Origin of the sequence: Rhizobium hidalgonense, from assembly GCF_002914525.1 — a bacterium.
In the GTDB taxonomy this organism is placed as follows: Bacteria; Pseudomonadota; Alphaproteobacteria; order Rhizobiales; family Rhizobiaceae; genus Rhizobium; species Rhizobium hidalgonense.
In genome coordinates this window covers 1-18,673 of sequence record NZ_LODW01000060.1, presented here as the reverse complement: position 1 = coordinate 18,673, position 18,673 = coordinate 1, and the positions used below count along the sequence as shown (strand labels likewise).

Annotated in this window: 19 protein-coding genes; 6 read left to right on the top strand and 13 right to left on the bottom strand. The window is 61.6% G+C overall.

The annotated features are described in order from the left end of the window. Nucleotides 1-16: 16 nt before the first annotated feature. The 9 genes from coaA to hisB are packed head-to-tail and all read right to left on the bottom strand — an operon-like array spanning nt 17 to nt 5,447. Complete coding sequence (coaA, locus tag ATY29_RS19435) at nt 17-1,012, bottom strand: type I pantothenate kinase (RefSeq protein WP_097537065.1); 996 nt, start codon at nt 1,010-1,012, stop codon at nt 17-19. Then, nucleotides 1,009-1,332 carry a phosphoribosyl-ATP diphosphatase gene (locus ATY29_RS19430; RefSeq protein WP_003571373.1) on the bottom strand — a complete coding sequence of 108 codons (324 nt, stop codon included), beginning with the start codon at nt 1,330-1,332 and terminating at the stop codon, nt 1,009-1,011. The genes coaA and ATY29_RS19430 overlap by 4 nt, the downstream gene beginning before the upstream one ends. Nucleotides 1,333-1,348: 16 nt before the next feature. Beyond that, nucleotides 1,349-2,137: an imidazole glycerol phosphate synthase subunit HisF gene (gene hisF / locus ATY29_RS19425; protein WP_097537064.1), complete on the bottom strand. Its 789-nt coding sequence runs from the start codon at nt 2,135-2,137 to the stop codon at nt 1,349-1,351. After that, on the bottom strand, nt 2,137-2,883 hold the full coding sequence (hisA, locus tag ATY29_RS19420; protein WP_097537063.1) for a 1-(5-phosphoribosyl)-5-[(5-phosphoribosylamino)methylideneamino]imidazole-4-carboxamide isomerase: 747 nt from the start codon (nt 2,881-2,883) through the stop codon (nt 2,137-2,139). The genes hisF and hisA overlap by 1 nt, the downstream gene beginning before the upstream one ends. 5 nt (nt 2,884-2,888) lie before the next feature. Continuing rightward, nucleotides 2,889-3,446, bottom strand: coding sequence for a hypothetical protein (locus tag ATY29_RS19415; RefSeq protein WP_003571369.1), 558 nt, complete (start codon nt 3,444-3,446; stop codon nt 2,889-2,891). Then, nucleotides 3,443-3,625, bottom strand: coding sequence for a hypothetical protein (locus ATY29_RS19410; RefSeq protein WP_097537062.1), 183 nt, complete (start codon nt 3,623-3,625; stop codon nt 3,443-3,445). The genes ATY29_RS19415 and ATY29_RS19410 overlap by 4 nt, the downstream gene beginning before the upstream one ends. A 52-nt stretch (nt 3,626-3,677) precedes the next feature. Further along, on the bottom strand, nt 3,678-4,328 hold the full coding sequence (gene hisH / locus ATY29_RS19405; protein WP_003571365.1) for an imidazole glycerol phosphate synthase subunit HisH: 651 nt from the start codon (nt 4,326-4,328) through the stop codon (nt 3,678-3,680). Between the two features lie 2 nt (nt 4,329-4,330). After that, complete coding sequence (locus ATY29_RS19400) at nt 4,331-4,816, bottom strand: DUF2628 domain-containing protein (protein ID WP_097537061.1); 486 nt, start codon at nt 4,814-4,816, stop codon at nt 4,331-4,333. A 22-nt stretch (nt 4,817-4,838) separates the two neighbouring features. Next, entirely contained in the window at nt 4,839-5,447 is a 609-nt protein-coding gene (hisB, locus tag ATY29_RS19395) for an imidazoleglycerol-phosphate dehydratase HisB (RefSeq protein WP_003571362.1), read from the bottom strand. A 177-nt stretch (nt 5,448-5,624) separates the two neighbouring features. Between hisB and hslV the strand changes: the two genes are divergently transcribed. The 5 genes from hslV (at nt 5,625) to ATY29_RS19370 (ending at nt 12,407) form a co-directional block, all read left to right on the top strand. Then, entirely contained in the window at nt 5,625-6,152 is a 528-nt protein-coding gene (hslV, locus tag ATY29_RS19390; protein ID WP_003571361.1) for an ATP-dependent protease subunit HslV, read from the top strand. 90 nt (nt 6,153-6,242) lie between these two features. Then, nucleotides 6,243-7,550 (top strand): ATP-dependent protease ATPase subunit HslU, encoded by a 1,308-nt coding sequence (gene hslU, locus ATY29_RS19385; RefSeq protein WP_003571359.1) that lies wholly within the window; start codon nt 6,243-6,245, stop codon nt 7,548-7,550. Nucleotides 7,551-7,742: 192 nt separating this feature from the next. After that, on the top strand, nt 7,743-8,690 hold the full coding sequence (locus ATY29_RS19380; protein ID WP_003571357.1) for a DUF1402 family protein: 948 nt from the start codon (nt 7,743-7,745) through the stop codon (nt 8,688-8,690). A gap of 47 nt (nt 8,691-8,737) precedes the next feature. Then, the gene (locus tag ATY29_RS19375) at nt 8,738-10,150 is read left to right on the top strand and encodes a cytochrome P450 (RefSeq protein WP_097537060.1); all 1,413 of its coding nucleotides are present in this window, start codon (nt 8,738-8,740) and stop codon (nt 10,148-10,150) included. Nucleotides 10,151-10,235: 85 nt separating this feature from the next. Next, a complete protein-coding gene (locus ATY29_RS19370; protein WP_097537059.1) occupies nt 10,236-12,407 on the top strand; it encodes a malate synthase G in 2,172 nt (723 codons plus the stop codon). Between the two features lie 77 nt (nt 12,408-12,484). On the opposite strand, the gene ATY29_RS19365 is transcribed toward ATY29_RS19370, so the two are convergent. Beyond that, on the bottom strand, nt 12,485-13,168 hold the full coding sequence (locus ATY29_RS19365) for a L,D-transpeptidase (protein ID WP_003571351.1): 684 nt from the start codon (nt 13,166-13,168) through the stop codon (nt 12,485-12,487). A gap of 179 nt (nt 13,169-13,347) precedes the next feature. Here ATY29_RS19365 and ATY29_RS19360 point away from each other — a divergent pair, with 179 nt between their 5' ends. After that, nucleotides 13,348-13,842 carry an MmcB family DNA repair protein gene (locus tag ATY29_RS19360; RefSeq protein ID WP_003571349.1) on the top strand — a complete coding sequence of 165 codons (495 nt, stop codon included), beginning with the start codon at nt 13,348-13,350 and terminating at the stop codon, nt 13,840-13,842. Between the two features lie 12 nt (nt 13,843-13,854). On the opposite strand, the gene ATY29_RS19355 is transcribed toward ATY29_RS19360, so the two are convergent. The 3 genes from ATY29_RS19355 to hrpB all read right to left on the bottom strand — a co-directional run bounded on the left by ATY29_RS19355 (nt 13,855) and on the right by hrpB (nt 18,319). Continuing rightward, entirely contained in the window at nt 13,855-14,433 is a 579-nt protein-coding gene (locus ATY29_RS19355; RefSeq protein WP_025417428.1) for an ActR/PrrA/RegA family redox response regulator transcription factor, read from the bottom strand. A gap of 68 nt (nt 14,434-14,501) precedes the next feature. After that, nucleotides 14,502-15,830: an ActS/PrrB/RegB family redox-sensitive histidine kinase gene (locus ATY29_RS19350; protein ID WP_003571345.1), complete on the bottom strand. Its 1,329-nt coding sequence runs from the start codon at nt 15,828-15,830 to the stop codon at nt 14,502-14,504. A 23-nt stretch (nt 15,831-15,853) separates the two neighbouring features. Beyond that, nucleotides 15,854-18,319 (bottom strand): ATP-dependent helicase HrpB, encoded by a 2,466-nt coding sequence (gene hrpB, locus ATY29_RS19345; protein WP_003571343.1) that lies wholly within the window; start codon nt 18,317-18,319, stop codon nt 15,854-15,856. Nucleotides 18,320-18,673: the final 354 nt, after the last annotated feature.

Genomic DNA, 18,673 nt, shown 5'->3' with positions numbered 1-18,673 from the left:
AGCCCAGGATCGCCTGCTATAGTTTGCGCAGCGCGACCTGCTCGATCAAATGATCCTTGCCCTTTTTCAGGATCAGATCGGCACGCGGCCGCGTCGGCAGGATGTTCTGGCGCAGGTTTTTCAGGTTGATGTTCGCCCAGAGATCCCCGGCGATTTCGAGCGCTTCCGCGTCGCTGATCGAAGCGTAGCGATGGAAATAGGAATTCGGATCGCGGAAGGCGGTCTCGCGCAGCCGCATGAAACGCGCGACGTACCAGTTGTGAATCTGGTCTTCCGCTGCATCGATATAGATCGAGAAGTCGAAGAAGTCGGAGACCATCGGCACGATCTTGCCGCCGGCGGGCAGGTCGCGCGACTGCAGTACGTTGATGCCTTCGAAGATCAGGATGTCGGGCCGGTCGACGATCTTGTAATCGTCGGGCAGCACGTCATAAACGAGATGCGAATAGCTGGGCGCCTTGACATCCGGCTGGCCGGCTTTGATCGCCGAGAGAAAACGCAGGATCGCGGCCGTGTCGTAACTCTCCGGAAAACCCTTGCGCTGCATCAGCTTTTGCCGCTGCAGCACGGCGTTCGGATGAAGGAAGCCGTCGGTGGTGACGAGATCGACCTTCGGGCTGGAAGGCCAGCGCCCCAGGAGCTCTTTGAGGATACGGGCGGTGGTCGATTTTCCCACCGCGACCGAGCCGGCGATGCCGATGACGAAGGGCGTCTTCGTCACATCGGACAGGCTGAGGAAGCGGTTGCGCTGTTCGAACAGCATCTGCGAGGATTCGACATGCGCCGACAGCAGCCGCGACAGCGACAGATAGATGCGCCGGACCTCGTCGAGATCGATCGGGTCGCCCATCGAACGCAGCCGCTTGACCTCGTCGCTTGTTAGCGTCAACGGCGTGTCGGCGCGGAACTTCGCCCATTGCTCGGAAGAGAAGAAGTGGTAGGGCGAATAGGATTCCGACTGGAAGTGATCCAACGTTTCCGGCACCCCGATAATCTCAGTCGCGATACTCATGAACTCTGCCGGCCGGCCTTTTCCTTGAGGCCGGACTGCGCGGTTCTGCGCTCGAGCTCGGCCATGACATTCTCTAACGGTATTTCAGCAATCTTCAATACGACCAATAGGTGATAGAGCACATCGGCGGCTTCATAGGTCAGATTGTCGCGATCGCCGGTCACCGCCGCCATTACGGCTTCGATCGCCTCTTCGCCAAGCTTCTTTGCCGCTTTCGGCTGGCCGGCAGCGACGAGCTTCGCCGTCCAGGATTGCTCCGGTGAGGCTTTCGACCGCTCGGCGACGATGCTTTCGAGATCGGAAAGGGAAAATCCGCTCATAGGTCCGCTTTCAAGTTCAGTCGAGACGCATGTCGATGCCGCACTTCGACATATAGTGCTTCGCCTCGCCGACGGAATAGGTGCCGAAGTGGAAGATCGAGGCGGCGAGCACCGCATTGGCATGGCCCTCCTTCACCCCGGCGACGAGATGGTCGAGATCGCCGACGCCGCCCGACGCGATGACCGGCACACGCACCGCATCGGCGATCGCCCGCGTCAGTTCCAGATCGTAGCCAACCTTGGTGCCGTCGCGGTCCATCGAGGTCACCAAGAGCTCGCCGGCGCCGCGCGCCACCATCTTCTGGGCGAATTCGACGGCGTCGATGCCGGTCGCGTTGCGGCCGCCATGCGTATAGATTTCCCAGGCGCTGAGATTGTCGCCGCCGACCGCCTGCGTGCGCCGGCGCTTGGCGTCGATCGAGACGACGATGCACTGGTCGCCGAACTTGTCTGCCGCCTCGGCAACGAAGTCGGGATTGCTGACGGCTGCCGAATTGATCGAGACCTTGTCGGCGCCGCACAGCAGGAGCTTGCGGATATCGGCGATGGTGCGCACTCCGCCGCCGACCGTCAGCGGCATGAAACATTGGTCGGCCGTGCGCGACACGACATCAAAGATCGTCTCGCGATTGTCCGAGGAAGCGGTGATGTCGAGGAAGCAGAGCTCATCGGCACCGGCCACATCATAGGCCTTCGCCGCTTCGACGGGATCGCCGGCATCGACGAGATTGAGGAAATTGACGCCCTTGACGACGCGGCCGTCCTTGACGTCGAGGCAGGGAATGACACGGGCCTTGAGGGTCACTACGCAGTCTCCTTTGCCCTGTTGGCCTTGATCAGCGCCAACGCTTCCGCAGGATCGATACGGCCGTCATAAAGCGCACGGCCGGAGATCGCGCCTTCCAGCTTTCGTGCATCGGACCGCAGCATCCGTTTGATGTCCTCAAGCGAGGCGAGGCCGCCCGAGGCGATGACCGGAATGGAGACGGCCTCGGCAAGTTCCAGCGTCGAAGCCCAGTTGATGCCGGTCAGGATGCCGTCGCGGTCGATGTCGGTATAGATGATCGCGGCGACGCCGGCGCCTTCGAATTTTTTTGCGAGTTCGATGATCCCGAGTTCGGAAGCCTCCGCCCAGCCCTCGACCGCCACCTTGCCGCCCTTGGCATCGATGCCGACGGCGACGTGGCCTGGAAATTTCCGGCAAGCCTCGATGACCAGCTCAGGATTTCTGACCGCGACGGTGCCGAGAATGACTCGCCGCAGCCCGCGCGACAGCCAGGCCTCGATATGATCGAGGGTTCGGATGCCGCCGCCGAGCTGCACCGGATTTTTCGTCGCCTTGAGGATCGCTTCGACGGCGTCGCCATTGGCCGAATGTCCCGCAAAGGCGCCGTCGAGATCGACCACATGCAGCCATTCGAAACCCTGGTCTTCGAAGGATTTCGCCTGGGCGGCCGGATCGGTGTTGTAGACCGTCGCCTGCTGCATGTCGCCGAGCTTCAGGCGGACGCATTGGCCGCCCTTCAGATCGATCGCGGGAAAAAGGATCATGTCGTCTACGTCCGTAAAGTGGTCGGTACCATCAGCGCATTCCACGCATCTACGATATCCGAGTGGAAAAAGACAGCGGCAATGGTGGCCGCGCCGAAAAGCAGAAGAAGGAGCAGGGTGACGGTCAGACCGGCCCGGACCTGACGCCAGAAGCCCAGGCGCCGTTTCACCGACTTTTCGATGTCGCGCACCTTTCGCAGCGCGTCGTTGTTGACGGCGGCGAGACGGATCTCCGGCTCCATCGCCTCGACATAGGTTTCGGCATAACTCGAAAGGATCTGCGAGGCGCGGTCGCGCAGCGTATTGCGCAGGTCGGTGGAGAGATAATTGCTGGCGACCGCGGCAAGCTCCGCTTCATTGGGCGAACGGCCGGCATTGCGCTTGCGATAGCTGATGACGAAATCGCGCTTCTGCCGCTCGTAAAGCGCATAGGCAAGCAGGCCGATCAGATCGTCTTCGCCCTCGATATAAAACTCCAGCACGGCTTCGGTAATGTCGCCGGCGCTGATGCCGTTGGCGCGCAGCTGGGAATTCTCGTTGCCGGCAAGGATTTCATGGATCATCGGTCCAGCCTTTCTTTCAACGCCTTGGCTGCATTGGAAAGCGCTCTTTTGTGAATGGTCTCATCGACACGGCGGATGATCGTCCCATCGGCAAGCCGGATGTCCGAGAAGGGAGGCTGCCCCTCCCGGGAGGGTCTCAGCGTGTAGAACACCTTGCCTGATTTCCGCGACGCCGGCATCGAGCGCACTCCTGTTCCGCCGTTTCCATAAAGGGGAAATAAGGCGGCGGCATTACGGGTTCCAGCGCAGGAAATTGGCAATCAGCGCCAGCCCGAGCTTTTGGCTCTTTTCCGGGTGAAACTGTGCGCCGACCATGTTGTCGCGCCCGACGAGAGCGGTCATCGCACCGCCATAGTCGACGGTCGCGATGACATCGTCGGCCTTTTCGGCGGCAAGATGGTAGGAATGCACAAAATAGGCGTGCAGCCCCTCCGGGCCAGTCGCAATGCCGTCGAAAAGCGGATGTTCGCGTTTCAGGTCGAGCGTATTCCAGCCGATCTGCGGGATCTTCAATTGAGGATCATCAGGCGTCATCCCGACGACATCGCCGGGAATCCAGTTAAAACCGTGCGTCACGGTCTTTTCGAGGCCGCGCGAGGACATCAGCTGCATACCGACGCAGATGCCGAGGAACGGCCGCGCCTTCTTCTCGACGGCCTCGATCAACACCTCGGCCATCCCGGGCACGGCATCGAGACCGCGCCGGCAATCGGCATAGGCGCCAACACCGGGAAGCACGATACGATCGGCCGCGGCAACATTTTCCGCCCTGTCGGTGAGATCGATATGCGCATCGATGCCCGCTTCACGGGCGGCACGTTCGAAAGCCTTGGTCGCCGAGCGCAAATTGCCGGAACCATAATCGATAATCGCGACGCGCATCGTCAGCGTCCTCCATCAAATCCAAACAGGCCAAGCGCTGTGCCATGGCCATGTGGGCCGCGCGGCCGGGGCTTGTTCTCCCAGTCCGGTGCCGTGTTGTCGTCACTCTGCGCGATATCCGCCTGGTCCGAAAAATAGACCTGCTCGGCAATGCCGATCGTATCGGCGGCAATCAGCGCGTCTTCGGTCCAGCCCTTGCCAGCAAGGTTGCGGATGCGAAAATTCTGGCCCTCGAGGCCGACCAGTAGATTCACGCCCAGCATGATGGCCACTCCCATTGGCCAGAGACCCGGCTCCTCCATCAACGCACCACCGATGCCCTGCAGCAGAAAGGCCACGGCCGCATGCAGCCAGAGCCGATGTGCCAGGAGCCACGGCCAGGGGAAGAGAAAGCCGAGCAGCGTGAAGCCGTCGCGGATGGTTCGCGTCTCGTCGATCGTGGCGCGCGTGCCGCCGGGCGGCGTCAGGAAGATATAGCTTGATGTCATGGTCGCCGCTCCCTTGAGAGGCTCAGACGAGCGTGCCCTTGGTTGAGGGAACACGGCCCGCCTGTCTCGGATCGATCTCTGTCGCCGTGCGCAATGCGCGGGCAACGGCCTTGAAGCACGTCTCGGCAATATGGTGGTTATTAGCGCCATAATGATTGAGAATATGCAATGTGATGCCGGCATTCTGGGCGAGCGCCTGGAAGAATTCGCGAACGAGTTCGGTGTCGAACGTGCCGATCTTCGGCGCGCTGAAGCCGACGTTCCAGACCAGGAACGGCCGGCCGGAAAGATCGACGGCGGCCTTGGTCATCGTCTCGTCCATGGCGAGGTCGATCGACGCGTAGCGGGTGATGCCGCGCCGGTCGCCGAGCGCCTTGGAGATCGCCTGGCCGATGGCAATGCCCGTATCCTCGACCGTATGATGATCGTCGATATGCAGGTCGCCCTTGGCCTCGATCTCCATGTCGATGAGAGAATGCCGCGAAAGCTGGTCGAGCATATGGTCGAAGAAGCCGACGCCCGTCGAAATCTTCGATTTGCCGGTGCCGTCGAGATTGACGGAAACCGAAATCGAGGTCTCGTTGGTCTTGCGGGAAACGCTGCCCGTGCGGCTTGCTGCGGTCTCGGCCATATGGCCCTCCATCGGGAATAAGGCCGTTCCTTATCAGGCGCATCGGCAAATATCCAGAAGCCGGCCAAGAGAAAAGCCGGCCCATTTGCAAACGGCGCCGCCCTGCTTACATAGGGCTTAACAGGGCCGGTGTGCGGCCCGGTGGAGTAGCCCGCGTCAAGGGCAGACAGGTGTTTGATGACAACGATCATTACAGTTCGAAAAGGCGGCAAGGTGGTGATGGCGGGCGACGGCCAAGTCAGCCTCGGCCAGACCGTCATGAAGGGCAATGCCCGCAAGGTGCGCCGCATCGGCAAGGGCGAAGTCGTCGCCGGTTTCGCCGGCGCGACCGCCGATGCCTTCACCCTGCTCGAACGGCTCGAAAAGAAGCTGGAGCAATATCCCGGCCAGCTGATGCGCGCCGCCGTCGAGCTCGCCAAGGACTGGCGTACCGACAAATACCTGCGTAATCTCGAAGCCATGATGCTCGTCGCCGACAAATCGATCACGCTGGCGATCACCGGCAATGGCGACGTCCTGGAGCCCGAGCATGGCACGACGGCGATCGGTTCGGGCGGCAACTACGCTTTCGCCGCTGCCCGCGCGCTGATGGATACCGACAAATCGGCCGAAGAGATCGCGCGCCGCGCCCTCGAGATCGCCGCCGATATCTGCGTCTACACCAACCACAATATCGTGGTGGAATCGCTTGACGTCGAAGGCTGAATTCCCGGCCTTCCGGCCGCTGCCGCGGCCAACAAAGACGAATTGCGGCCGGGCGCTGATGGCCCTGGACCGCCAGGAGAATGATACGCAATGACGACTTTTTCCCCCCGCGAGATCGTTTCCGAACTCGACCGCTACATTATCGGCCAGCATGATGCCAAACGCGCTGTCGCGATCGCGCTGCGCAACCGCTGGCGCCGCCAGCAGCTCGATCCCAGCCTGCGCGACGAAGTCATGCCGAAGAACATCCTGATGATCGGCCCGACCGGTGTCGGCAAGACCGAGATCTCCCGCCGCCTGGCAAAACTCGCCGGCGCGCCCTTCATCAAGGTCGAAGCCACCAAATTCACCGAAGTCGGTTATGTCGGCCGCGATGTCGAGCAGATCATCCGTGATCTGGTCGAGGTCGGCATCGGCCTGGTGCGCGAGAAGAAGCGGGCCGAGGTCCAGGCCAAGGCGCATGTCAGTGCCGAGGAGCGTGTTCTCGATGCGCTGGTCGGCACCACCGCGTCGCCGGCCACCCGCGAAAATTTCCGCAAGAAGCTGAGGGACGGCGAACTCGACGACAAGGAAATCGATATCGAGGTGGCCGATGCCGGTTCCGGCATGGGGGGCTTCGAAATACCCGGCATGCCGGGCGCCAATATCGGCGTGCTCAACCTGTCGGAAATGTTCGGCAAGGCGATGGGCGGCCGCACCAAGAAGGTTCGCACGACGGTCAAGGCCTCCTATAGCGACCTGATCCGCGATGAATCCGACAAGCTGATCGACAATGAGGTGATCCAGCGCGAGGCCGTCCGCTCCACTGAGAATGACGGGATCGTCTTCCTCGACGAAATCGACAAGATCGCCGCCCGCGACGGCGGCATGGGCGCCGGCGTCTCCCGCGAAGGCGTCCAGCGTGACCTCCTGCCGCTCGTCGAAGGCACGACGGTCTCGACCAAATACGGGCCGGTGAAGACGGACCATATCCTGTTCATCGCGTCGGGCGCCTTCCATGTCTCCAAACCCTCGGATCTTCTCCCCGAGCTGCAAGGCCGCCTGCCGATCCGTGTCGAATTGCGGCCGCTGAACAAGGAGGATTTCCGCCGGATCCTGACCGAGACGGAAGCAAGCCTCATCCGCCAGTATCGCGCGCTGATGGAGACGGAAAGCCTGAACCTCGAATTCACCGACGACGCGATCGATGCGCTGGCCGATGTCGCCGTGCACCTGAACTCTTCCGTCGAGAACATCGGCGCCCGCCGCCTGCAGACGGTGATGGAACGGGTTCTGGATGATATTTCCTACAACGCGCCGGATCGCGGCGGCACGGCGATCACCATCGACGCTGCCTATGTACGCGAACATGTCGGCGATCTCGCGCAGAATACCGATCTCTCGCGCTTCATTCTGTGATATCGGCGCATCACCGGTTCATGTCTTTACCGATATGAATGCCGGATTGTGGCGAACTCTCTCTCGACAGCGGGCCTTTTACTTTTTAGTGAAGGCCCGTTTTGTTTTCCGTTCCGGCTTTATTCGGCCAAGATTCTGGTCCAGTCAGCCGCATCGCAAGCAGGACGATGGAACGGGACGGGATAGCGGATCGTGCGACGCCTTTTGACAAGCCTTTTGATTGCCGTTGCCCTGGTGAATTCGGCGCCTGCCTTCGCCATGCAGACGGTGCCGGCCGGCAACCGTCATGTCGAGCAGCCCGATATTCCGGGCGCGTCTGTCCGGCGCACTAAGGGAACCAAAAGCAGCTTCGATCTGAAATATGAAAAGGTCCACGAGCTTCTGGCGACCGATCGCGAGCTGATGGCCAAGATCCGCAAGGTCTCCAGCGCTTACGGCATCAACCCCATCCATGTCGTCGGCGCGATCGTCGGCGAACACACCTATAATGTCGACGCCTACGACCGGCTGCAGGCCTATTATGTCAAGGCCGCTTCTTATGCCGGCGAAAGCTTCCGCTTCGCCTATGACGGCGAAAATGTCGATGATTTCGTGGCGCGGCCGCAATTTGCGCAATGCAAGGGCAAGAGCGATTCCTATACGCTCTGGTCCTGCCGCGAAGATGTCTGGGAAAGCGATTTCCGCGGCAAGACGGTGGGCGGCCAGAGCTTCCCCAACAACCGTTTCAGCGCGGTTTTCTTCCAGCCCTTCTATGCCGGCCAGACTTTCGGCCTCGGCCAGGTCAATCCGTTGACGGCGCTGATGCTCTCCGATCTCGTCAGCCGCGTATCCGGTTATCCGAAGCTGAACGAGAAGAATGCCGGCGCCGTTTACAAGTCCATCATGGATCCCGATATCTCGCTCGCCTTCGTCGCCGCTTCGATCCGCAGGTCGATCGACGATTACAAGGAGATTGCCGGCATGGACATCTCAGGCAATCCCGGCCTGACGGCAACGCTTTACAATGTCGGCAATTCGCGCCAGCGTGCCGCGGCACTCGCGGCGAAGAACCGTTCTTCCGGCGCAACCGTCTGGCCGGAAGAGAATTATTACGGCTGGCTGATCAACGACAAGCTGGACGAACTCAAGGGCCTGCTCTAGCTTCAAGCCTGACGGGAAGCGTTGATCTTCCCCGAAAGGCTTTGACGATGGACATGCGTCCTGACCCCTTCGTTCCGCCGGCACCGCTGCCGCGCACCGTGCCACCGAGCCGGCTTGATATCATCCGCATCATCCTGCGCAATCCGCTCGAACTCTGGGGCGAGCCGTCCTATACGCTGCCCTGGATCAAGACGAGTTTCTTCGGGCAACATACCCTGATCGTCAACGATCCCGGCCTGATCAAGCATGTGCTGGTCGACAATGCTAACAATTACCGCATGTCCGACATACGCCAGCTGGTTCTGCGGCCGATCCTGCGCGACGGCCTGCTGACGGCGGAAGGCCAGGTCTGGAAACGGTCGCGAAAGGCGGTCGCCCCTGTTTTCACGCCGCGCCACGCCAAGGGTTTCGGCGGCCAGATGCTGCGGCAATCGGAAGAATATATCGGCAAATATGAGGGGTCCGGTTCGGCGGGCCAAGTCTTCGATATCGCCAGTGATATGACTGACCTCACCTTTGCGATTCTTGCCGAAACGCTCTTCTCCGGCGAAATCGTCTCCTCGAGCGGCCATTTCTCCGACGACGTCAACCAGCTTCTCCACCGCATGGGTCGCGTCGACCCGATGGATTTGCTGCGTGCGCCCTCCTGGGTGCCGCGCCTCACCCGCATCGGCGGCCAGAAGGTGCTGGAGAAATTCAGGGCGATCGTGCGCGACACCATGGATTTGCGTCTGGCGAAGATGAAGGCCGATCGCGCCGCCGCACCGGACGATTTTCTGACGCTGCTTCTCGAACAGGCCGGCCCCGATGGCCTGACCAAAGAAGAGATCGAGGACAATATCCTGACTTTCATCGGCGCCGGGCACGAGACGACCGCTCGTGCGCTGGCCTGGACGCTTTATTGTGTGGCCAACAGCCCGCATATCCGCGAGGTGATGGAAACGGAAATCGACGCTGTTCTTGCAACCGGCGCCGAGCCGGTAGAATGGCTGGATCTGATGCCGGTGACGCGGGCAGCCTTTGAAGAGGCTCTCAGACTTTATCCGCCGGCCCCTTCGATCAATCGCGCCGCAATCGCCGATGACGTCTGGACGAATGCGAAGGGCGAGGAGGTCGAAATACCGGCCGATATCACCGTGCTCATCATGCCCTGGACGTTGCATCGACACGAGCTCTATTGGGATAGGCCGCGCGCCTATATGCCGGAACGTTTCCTGCCGGAGAATCGCGGCAGTATTGGCCGCTTCCAGTTCCTGCCGTTTGGCGCCGGTCCGCGGGTCTGCATCGGCGCGACCTTCGCGCTGCAGGAGGCGGTGATCGCGCTGGCGGTGATGATGCATCGCTATCGCTTCGATTCGACCGATGAGACCAATCCCTGGCCGGTGCAGAAACTGACGACCCAGCCGCAGAACGGGCTGCCGATGCGTGTGACGCCGCGCATAATTTCCACGAAAGCATAAATCTTTCGAATTATTGCGGAATTGACTGTGAATGAAAGCCGGGCAAAGTGGCAGCATTCAAAGTCGTTGCCAGGGAGAATGCCGCATGAGCCGCGTTGATAAGAACGGTCTTGCCGTCGAAACCGTCCTTCATGATTTCCTGACCCAGGAGGTTCTGCCGGGTCTGGCGGTGGATGCGGACAAGTTCTTTGCCGATTTTTCGGCGATTATCCATGATCTCGCCACGAAGAATCGGGCGCTGCTGGCCAAACGCGACGACCTGCAGGTCAAGATCGACGACTGGTATCGCCGCCATGGCGCGCCTGCGGATATGGACGAATACCAGTCCTTCCTCCGCGAAATTGGCTATCTCCTGCCTGAGGGATCTGACTTTCAGGTTTCGACCGACAACGTCGATCCCGAGATCGCATCGATCGCCGGCCCGCAACTGGTCGTTCCCGTCATGAACGCCCGTTATGCGCTGAACGCCGCCAATGCCCGCTGGGGCTCGCTCTATGATGCGCTCTACGGCACGGATGCCATTGCTGAGAGCGACGGCGCCGAGAAAGGCAAGGGTTACAATCCGAAGCGCGGCGAGAAGGTCATCGCCTGGGTGCGCGATTTCCTCGATATGTCCGTGCCGCTGCAGGATAGCAGCTGGAAGGACCTCGGCAGCCTGATCGTCAAGGACGGAGCGCTTGTTGTCAGATCGACTGATGGCGAGCAGGCAATGCTTAGGAATACTGGGCATTTTGCCGGTTATCGCGGCGATGCGGCCGCTCCGACGCATATTCTCCTGAAGAACAACGGTATCCACATCGAGATCGTTATCGATGCGACGACGGCGATCGGTAAGACCGATCCGGCCCATGTTTCCGACGTCTGGCTGGAATCGGCGATCACCACGATCATGGACTGCGAGGATTCGATTGCCGCCGTCGATGCCGAGGACAAGGTCATTGTCTATCGCAACTGGCTCGGCCTGATGAAGGGCGATCTGCAGGAAGAAGTGGCAAAGGGCGGGACGAGTTTCGTCCGCAAGCTCAACCCGGATCTGCAATATACCGGCCCCGACGGCGCCGCCTTCGAACTGCATCGCCGCTCGCTGATGCTGGTGCGCAATGTCGGCCACCTCATGACCAATCCGGCCATTCTTGACCGCGACGGCAAGGAAGTGCCGGAGGGCATCATGGATGCCGTCATCACCGGCCTGATTGCCCTTTACGATATCGGCCCGGCCGGCCGGAGAAAGAATTCCCGTACCGGCTCCATGTATGTGGTCAAGCCGAAGATGCATGGGCCCGAGGAAGTCGCCTTCGCCGTCGAGATCTTCTCGCGGGTCGAAGATGCGCTTGGCCTGCCGCGCAACACCATCAAGATGGGCATCATGGATGAGGAGCGCCGCACGACGGTCAACCTCAAGGAGTGCATTCGCGCCGCCCGTGAACGTGTCGTCTTCATCAATACCGGCTTCCTCGATCGCACCGGCGACGAGATCCACACCTCGATGGAAGCCGGTCCGATGATTCGCAAGGGCGATATGCGCCAGGCGGCCTGGATCTCGGCCTATGAGAACTGGAACGTCGACATCGGTCTCGAATGTGGACTTTCCGGCCATGCTCAGATTGGTAAGGGCATGTGGGCGATGCCGGATCTGATGGCGGCGATGCTGGAGCAGAAGATCGCCCACCCGAAGGCCGGCGCCAACACCGCCTGGGTGCCGTCGCCGACGGCTGCGACCCTGCACGCCACCCACTATCACCGCGTCAATGTCGCCCGCGTTCAACAGGGACTGAAGGATCGTGCCCGCGCAAAACTCTCCGACATTCTCTCCGTGCCGGTTGCGGTGCGGCCGAACTGGACGCCGGAGGAAATCCAGCGCGAGCTCGACAATAATGCCCAGGGCATCCTCGGCTACGTCGTGCGCTGGGTCGATCACGGCGTCGGTTGCTCGAAGGTGCCCGACATCAACAATGTCGGTCTGATGGAAGACCGCGCCACATTGCGCATCTCGGCCCAGCATATGGCGAATTGGCTGCATCACCAGGTCGTCACCGAGGCTCAGATCGTCGAAACGATGAAGCGCATGGCCGCCGTCGTCGACCGGCAGAACGAGCAGGACACCGCCTATCGGCCGATGGCCGGCAATTTCGATGGCTCGATCGCCTTCCAGGCCGCACTCGATCTCGTGTTGAAGGGCAGGGAGCAGCCGAACGGCTATACTGAGCCGGTGCTGCACCGCCGCCGCCTTGAGCTCAAGGCGAAGCAAACCGGGTGAGAGTATAGTTTTGAATGTGAAAAGGCCGCCGAGACGACAGTCCGGCGGCCTTTTTTATACCGAATTCGATATCTAGCTTACTGGATAACGACGACCTTGGACGTGCCCTTGCCCGGACGAACGCGGCTATAGAGGTCGATGACGTCCTGGTTCATCAGGCGAATGCAGCCCGAGGAAGCGGCGGTGCCGATCGAAGCCCATTCCGGCGTGCCGTGCAGGCGAAACAGCGTGTCCTTGCCGTCCTCGTTGAAGAGATACATGGCGCGCGCGCCGAGCGGATTGCTGAGACCCGGGCCCATGCCGTCTTCGACATACTTGGCGACGTCGGGGCGGCGAACGGCCATTTCCTTCGGTGGATGCCAGGTCGGCCATTCCTGCTTCCAGGCGACGTAGGCGGTGCCGGCCCATGCGAAGCCCTGCTTGCCGACGCCGATGCCGTAACGCATCGCCTTGCCGTTGGCCAGGATGTAATAGAGGAAGCGCTCACGCGTGTTGACGATGATCGTTCCCGGACGCTCGGTGGTCTGGTAGCTGACGACCTGGCGGCGGAACTGCGGCTTGACCCTGTCGATCGGGATTGCCGGCAGGGAGTATCCGGCATCCTTCGTCACGCCATAGGCGTCGTTGAAGATCTGAGCTGTCTGTACCGTCGGGCCTGCGCCCTTGTCGTCGACGGATGCGCTATCGGAGTTGGTGGAGCAACCGGCCAGTGCGAGCGTTGTCAGCAGGCCAAATACAGGGAATGCATTGCGGATGCGCATAGATGACTCTTGAAGTTTTGGAGCAGGGAGAACAGTCTTTCGACCATCGTTGATTATGGTTTATTTTCGATTAACTTGCGCTTTGCAAGGCTACTGCAGCGCGACAAATCCGTCCGTGGCGCAAATTAGAAGCGCATGGTTTTTTTGCAACAACACGCCAGCCCCTGCGATGGTTATCCATGACGATTTTGAGTGTTTACAATAACAATCCGTTAATCGATGGCCGGCAATCGGACAGGGCCATGATGGTGCGGCGGGGAACGCAGATTTTGCTGCATGAAATGCGCCATGCCGTGCTGCCCGAACTGCCGCTGGCCAGCGGCCGTCGTGCCGATTTGATCACGATTTCGGAAAAGGGCGAGGTCTGGATTGTCGAAATCAAGACGTCGATCGAGGATTTCAGAGTGGATCGCAAATGGCCGGAATACAGGCTGCATTGCGACCGGCTGTTCTTTGCGACTCACGAAGGCGTGCCGCTCGACATTTTTCCCGAGGAGTGCGGGCTTTTCCTCTCGGACGGTTATGGCGCCCACATGATTCGCGAGGCGCCCGAACACCGCATGGCTCCGGCCACGCGCAAATCCGTCACGCTCAATTTCTCGCGCGCCGCCGCCCAACGGCTGATGATGGCCGAATGGGCGAACGGAAAGCCATTCACCGTCGACGATGTTTGACGGATGTCTCGGCTATTTCGGCGCGCGTTTGGCAAGGATGCGCTGCAGCGTCCGCCGGTGCATGTTGAGCCGGCGCGCCGTTTCCGAAACATTGCGCTCGCACATTTCGTAGACCCGCTGAATGTGTTCCCAGCGCACCCGGTCGGCCGACATCGGGTTCTCGGGGAGCTCGGCCTTTTCGCCTGCCCGCTGCGTCAGCGCCGAAAACACGTCGTCGGCATCCGCAGGCTTCGCCAAGTAATCGACGGCGCCGAGTTTTACGGCCGTCACTGCCGTTGCGATATTGCCGTAGCCGGTCAGCACGATGATCCTGGTGTCGTCGCGCCGCTGGCGGATGGCTTCGATGACGTCGAGCCCATTGCCGTCGCCGAGCCGAAGGTCGACCACTGCATATTTCGGCGGCCTGCCTTTCGATTTCGCAACGCCCTCCGCCACTGATTCGGCCGTTTCCACCTGGAAACCGCGCGTTTCCATCGCCCGGGCCAGGCGGCGCAGGAACGGCCCGTCGTCGTCGACGATCAGCAGGCTGGCGTCGGGACCGATATGGTCTTCATCCGTCGCGGCGAAATTTTCGTGATTTTGTTCTGTCATCGTCTTGGCCCTGGCGCTTGAACGCCCGATCTGCGTCAACCGCTTATATCCTACTTATGCCGACAAAGTCACTTTGTCGAATTTGCGTCGATCAGCATGCGCGGCCATTCGATTCGGATACGCGCGCCCGCACTTTCCGGGTCGCGATTCTCGAAAATCAGCGATGCTCCCGAGCGCTCCAGCAGCGTCTTGGCGATGAAAAGCCCGAGCCCGAGGCCGCCCGCCGTGTCCTCTTTCTGCCGCTTGGTCATATAAGGCTCGCCGATCCGCGTCAGAATCTCCGGCGCGTAACCGTTGCCGTCGTCCTCGATGACGATCAGCACTTTATCGTGATCATGCTCGACGGTGACGATCACCTTCTCCCGCGCATAATCGACGGCGTTTTCGATCAGATTGCCGAGCCCGTACATGATGCCGGCGTTGCGGTCGGTCACCGGCTCGTCCTTGCGCGGGCTCTTTTCGATCAGCTCGAGCGTGATGCCGAATTCCCGGTGCGGCGCGACGATCTCCTCGATCATCGAGGAAAGCGGCAGCCGGCGCATATGCGCTTCGCCTTCGGAGGACAGTGTCGTCAGCCGCCGCAGGATGTCACGGCAGCGTTCGCTCTGGCTGCGCAGCAGCATCACGTCCTCGCGGAACCGATCGTCGTTTTTGAGTTCCCGCTCCATTTCCTTGGCGACGACGCTGATCGTCGCCAGCGGCGTGCCGAGTTCGTGGGCAGCCGCGGCGGCCAGTCCGTCGAGCTGCGAAAGATGCTTTTCCCGCTGCAGCACCAGTTCGGTCGCCGCCAGCGCATCGGCAAGCTGGCTTGCCTCCATCGAGACCCGGTAGGCATAGAAGGCGGCGAACGCCATCGTCGAGGCGATCGAACACCAGACACCGAACTGCATGACGTTGTGGACGTTGATCTCGACGCCGTCGAACCAGGGCAGCGGAAAGGGCGAAAAGGCAAGCACCGTGATGCAGACCATCGCAAAGCCGATCAGCGCCGTGCTGTAGCGAATCGGCTGCGAGGCAAAGGAGATGATAACCGGCACGCAGACGAGCGCCGCAAACGGATTGGCAAGGCCGCCGGTGATGAAGAGCAGCGCGCAGAGCTGCAGAAGATCGAAGCCCAGCAGTGCGAAGGCGGCCGGCGCTTCCAGGCGGTGCGTCGGCGGATAGCGGATCGTCAGGTAGAAATTCACCCAGGCAAGGGCGGCGATCAGCGAAGAGCTGGCAATCAGCGGCAAGGGAAATTTCAGCCAGAAGGCCACGATGAACACCGTCATCGCCTGTCCGCCGACCGCCAGCCAGCGCAGCCGCACCAGCGTCTGCAGGCGCAGCCTGCGGCTGCTGTGCCGGTCCTCCAGCGTATAGCTTTCCGTCTTGTCAGTTATGCCAGGCTTGTCGATCATTCCGGGGGCTCCTTGAATGGCCGTCATGTACCACGCGGCTTTGCCCGTGTCGTCGGCAACGCCTCTTCCGGCCGCTCCGGCCAGGGGTGCCGGGGATAGCGGCCGCGCATATCGGCGCGCACATCCCTCCACGAGCCGGCCCAGAAGCCCGGCAGGTCGCGTGTCGTCTGGATCGACCGATGCGCCGGCGAGGTGAGTTCGAGCAGCAGCGGCAGGCGGCCGCCGGCAATGGCCGGGTGCTGCTTCAACCCGAACAGCTCCTGCACGCGGATCGTCAGCACCGGCTCCTCGCCTTCATATTGGATCGGGTGCCTCTGGCCGGTCGGCGCTTCGAAATGGGTCGGCGCAAGTCGGCTAAGGTCGCGCTGCAACTCGTGCGGTACCAACGACATCAGCCCGTTCGAAAGCCCGGCCGCGGAAATCTCCGAGAGGCCGCGGGCCTCCGTCTGAAAGGGGCCGAACCAGTCGTCCAGCTTTGACAGCAGGGCAGCATCGCTGACATCGGGCCAGGGATCGCCGATCGTCCGGTGAAGAAATCCGATCCGCTCGCGAAGTTGCACGGCCTCCTTCGAGAAGGAAAGCTGATCGAGCCCCAGCTCGCGAACCCCCTCCACTAGCGCCTGGGTGACCGTTGGCCCCGAGGGCCGCGGCAAGGGCGTCTCTTCGAAGACGATCGCGCCGAGCCGGGTTGCCCGCCGCGCCCTGACTTGCCGGCTTTGCCGATCGAAGAAGATCTGATCGCCGGTTTTGATCTCGCCGGGCAGCTCGGCTTCGATATCGCCGCGCGTCACCTCGGCTGCCGAGAGAATCCGCGCCTGCGCTGCCCGTCCGGTGAGATCGGCGATGACAAGCATCTGGCTGCCGGCCAGCCTTTCGGTTTCCGGCAGCTCCGCGCCGCGACCGTTCGCCATCACGAATCGGCCGCGCCCGCCGCGCTGAAGTGCGATTCGATCCGGGAATGCATGCAGCAGCAGCTGGCCGGCAAGCGCCGGCGCCGTTGAGGCAACGGTGTCGAGACCGCTCGCCAGCCGCCCCGCCAGCCGCCGCGAGGCGTCGGCTCTTTCGCCGCGCTCGGCCTTGAAGCGCCGCAACCGGTCCTCGATATCGATGCTTGTTCCGCCAAGCCCCTGTTCGGTGAGAAGCACTGATATCATCGCCGCATCCCTGGCATGGCCGGATTCGCCTGACGAAACCACCATGGCGGCAAGCCGCGGCGGCAAGGCGAGGTCGCGCATCACCTTGCCGCGCGCTGTCAGCGTCCCATCCTTGTCGAGCGCGCCCAACTGGCCAAGCAGCGTCCGCGCCTCCCGGAGCGTCGTTTCCGGCGGCTGATCTACCAAGGCAAGCGTTGCCGGATCCTGGACGCCCCAATACGCGAGATCGAGCACCAGGCCGGCGAGATCGCTGGACAGGATCTGCGGCGGCGTGAAGGCCGGCAGCGCTGCTGTCTGGCCCTGATGCCACAGCCTGATGGCGATCCCCGGCTCCGTTCGCCCGGCGCGTCCGGCCCGCTGATCGGCCGACGCCCGAGACACACGCACCGTCTCCAGCCGCGTGATCCCGGTCGACGCCTCGAAGACCGGCAGGCGCTGCAACCCGCTGTCGATTACGATCCTGACGCCGTCGATGGTGATCGATGTTTCGGCGATCGAGGTCGCCAGCACGATCTTGCGCGTTCCCTTCGAGGCCGGGCGGATTGCCGCATCCTGGTCCTTCTGGCTGAGATTGCCGTAGAGCGGTGCAATCAGCGTTTCGGCTCCGAATCGTCCCTGCAGACGTTCGACCGTCCGGGTGATTTCCGCTTGGCCCGGCAGGAAGGCGAGGATCGAGCCGGCTTCGTCGGCATGCGCATCGAGGATCGCCCGCGTGACGGCATCCTCGATGCGCTCGCCGCCCGGCCGGTCCTGATAGCGGATATCGATCGGAAAGCTGCGCCCCAGGCTTTCGATGACAGGCGGATGGTCGAGCAGGGCGGCCACACGGTCGACGTCGAGGGTCGCCGACATCACCAGGATACGCAGATCCTCACGCAGCGCCGATTGCACGTCGAGCGCCAGCGCCAGCCCGAAATCGGCATCGAGCGAACGCTCGTGGAATTCGTCGAAGATCACCGTCGAGACACCGTTCAGTTCCGGATCGTCAAGGATCATCCGGGCAAAAACTCCTTCGGTCACCACCTCGATCCTGGTCGCTGCCGATATCCTGTTGTCGAGGCGCATGCGATAGCCGACCGTGCCGCCGACCTGTTCGCCGAGCAGTGACGCCATCCGGCTTGCCGCCGCCCGCGCCGCCAGCCGCCGCGGCTCCAGGAGGATGATCTTGCCATCGCCGCGCCAGGCCTGGTCGAGCAGGTAAAGCGGCGCCAGCGTCGTCTTGCCGGCGCCGGGCGGCGCCGAAAGAACGGCGCGTTTCTGCTCGGCCAAGGCGGCGCCGACGGCCGGCAGGACATGTGTAACCGGAAGCTCCGGCAATGATGCGTTGATTGTCACTTTCGCCCTGTCACCATCTCATAGGCAAGGAATAGCGCCGGCCAGCGGTTCTTCGTCGAGGACTAGCGTCCTTCACCCCGCCGGATCGGTCTTCCCTCCCAGACTAGCGAGTGAGGGGCGTTATGGGCAAGCACCTGGAATTCCCTCACAAGCTTCCCATATAAGCCTTGCCTATCTCGCCGAAGCCATTCTGTGGGAATTCGGCGAAAACGAATCCCAAAAACCACCCGATCGGGGCGGCGAATTTCTTCGTTTTGAGAGATTGGCGCTAAAAGCCCTTCATTTTCAACCTGTTACAAAATTGTCAAAAAACTTTGTATTGGTGTGTTGACTTGGAAAAGGGGTTAGTTCTAT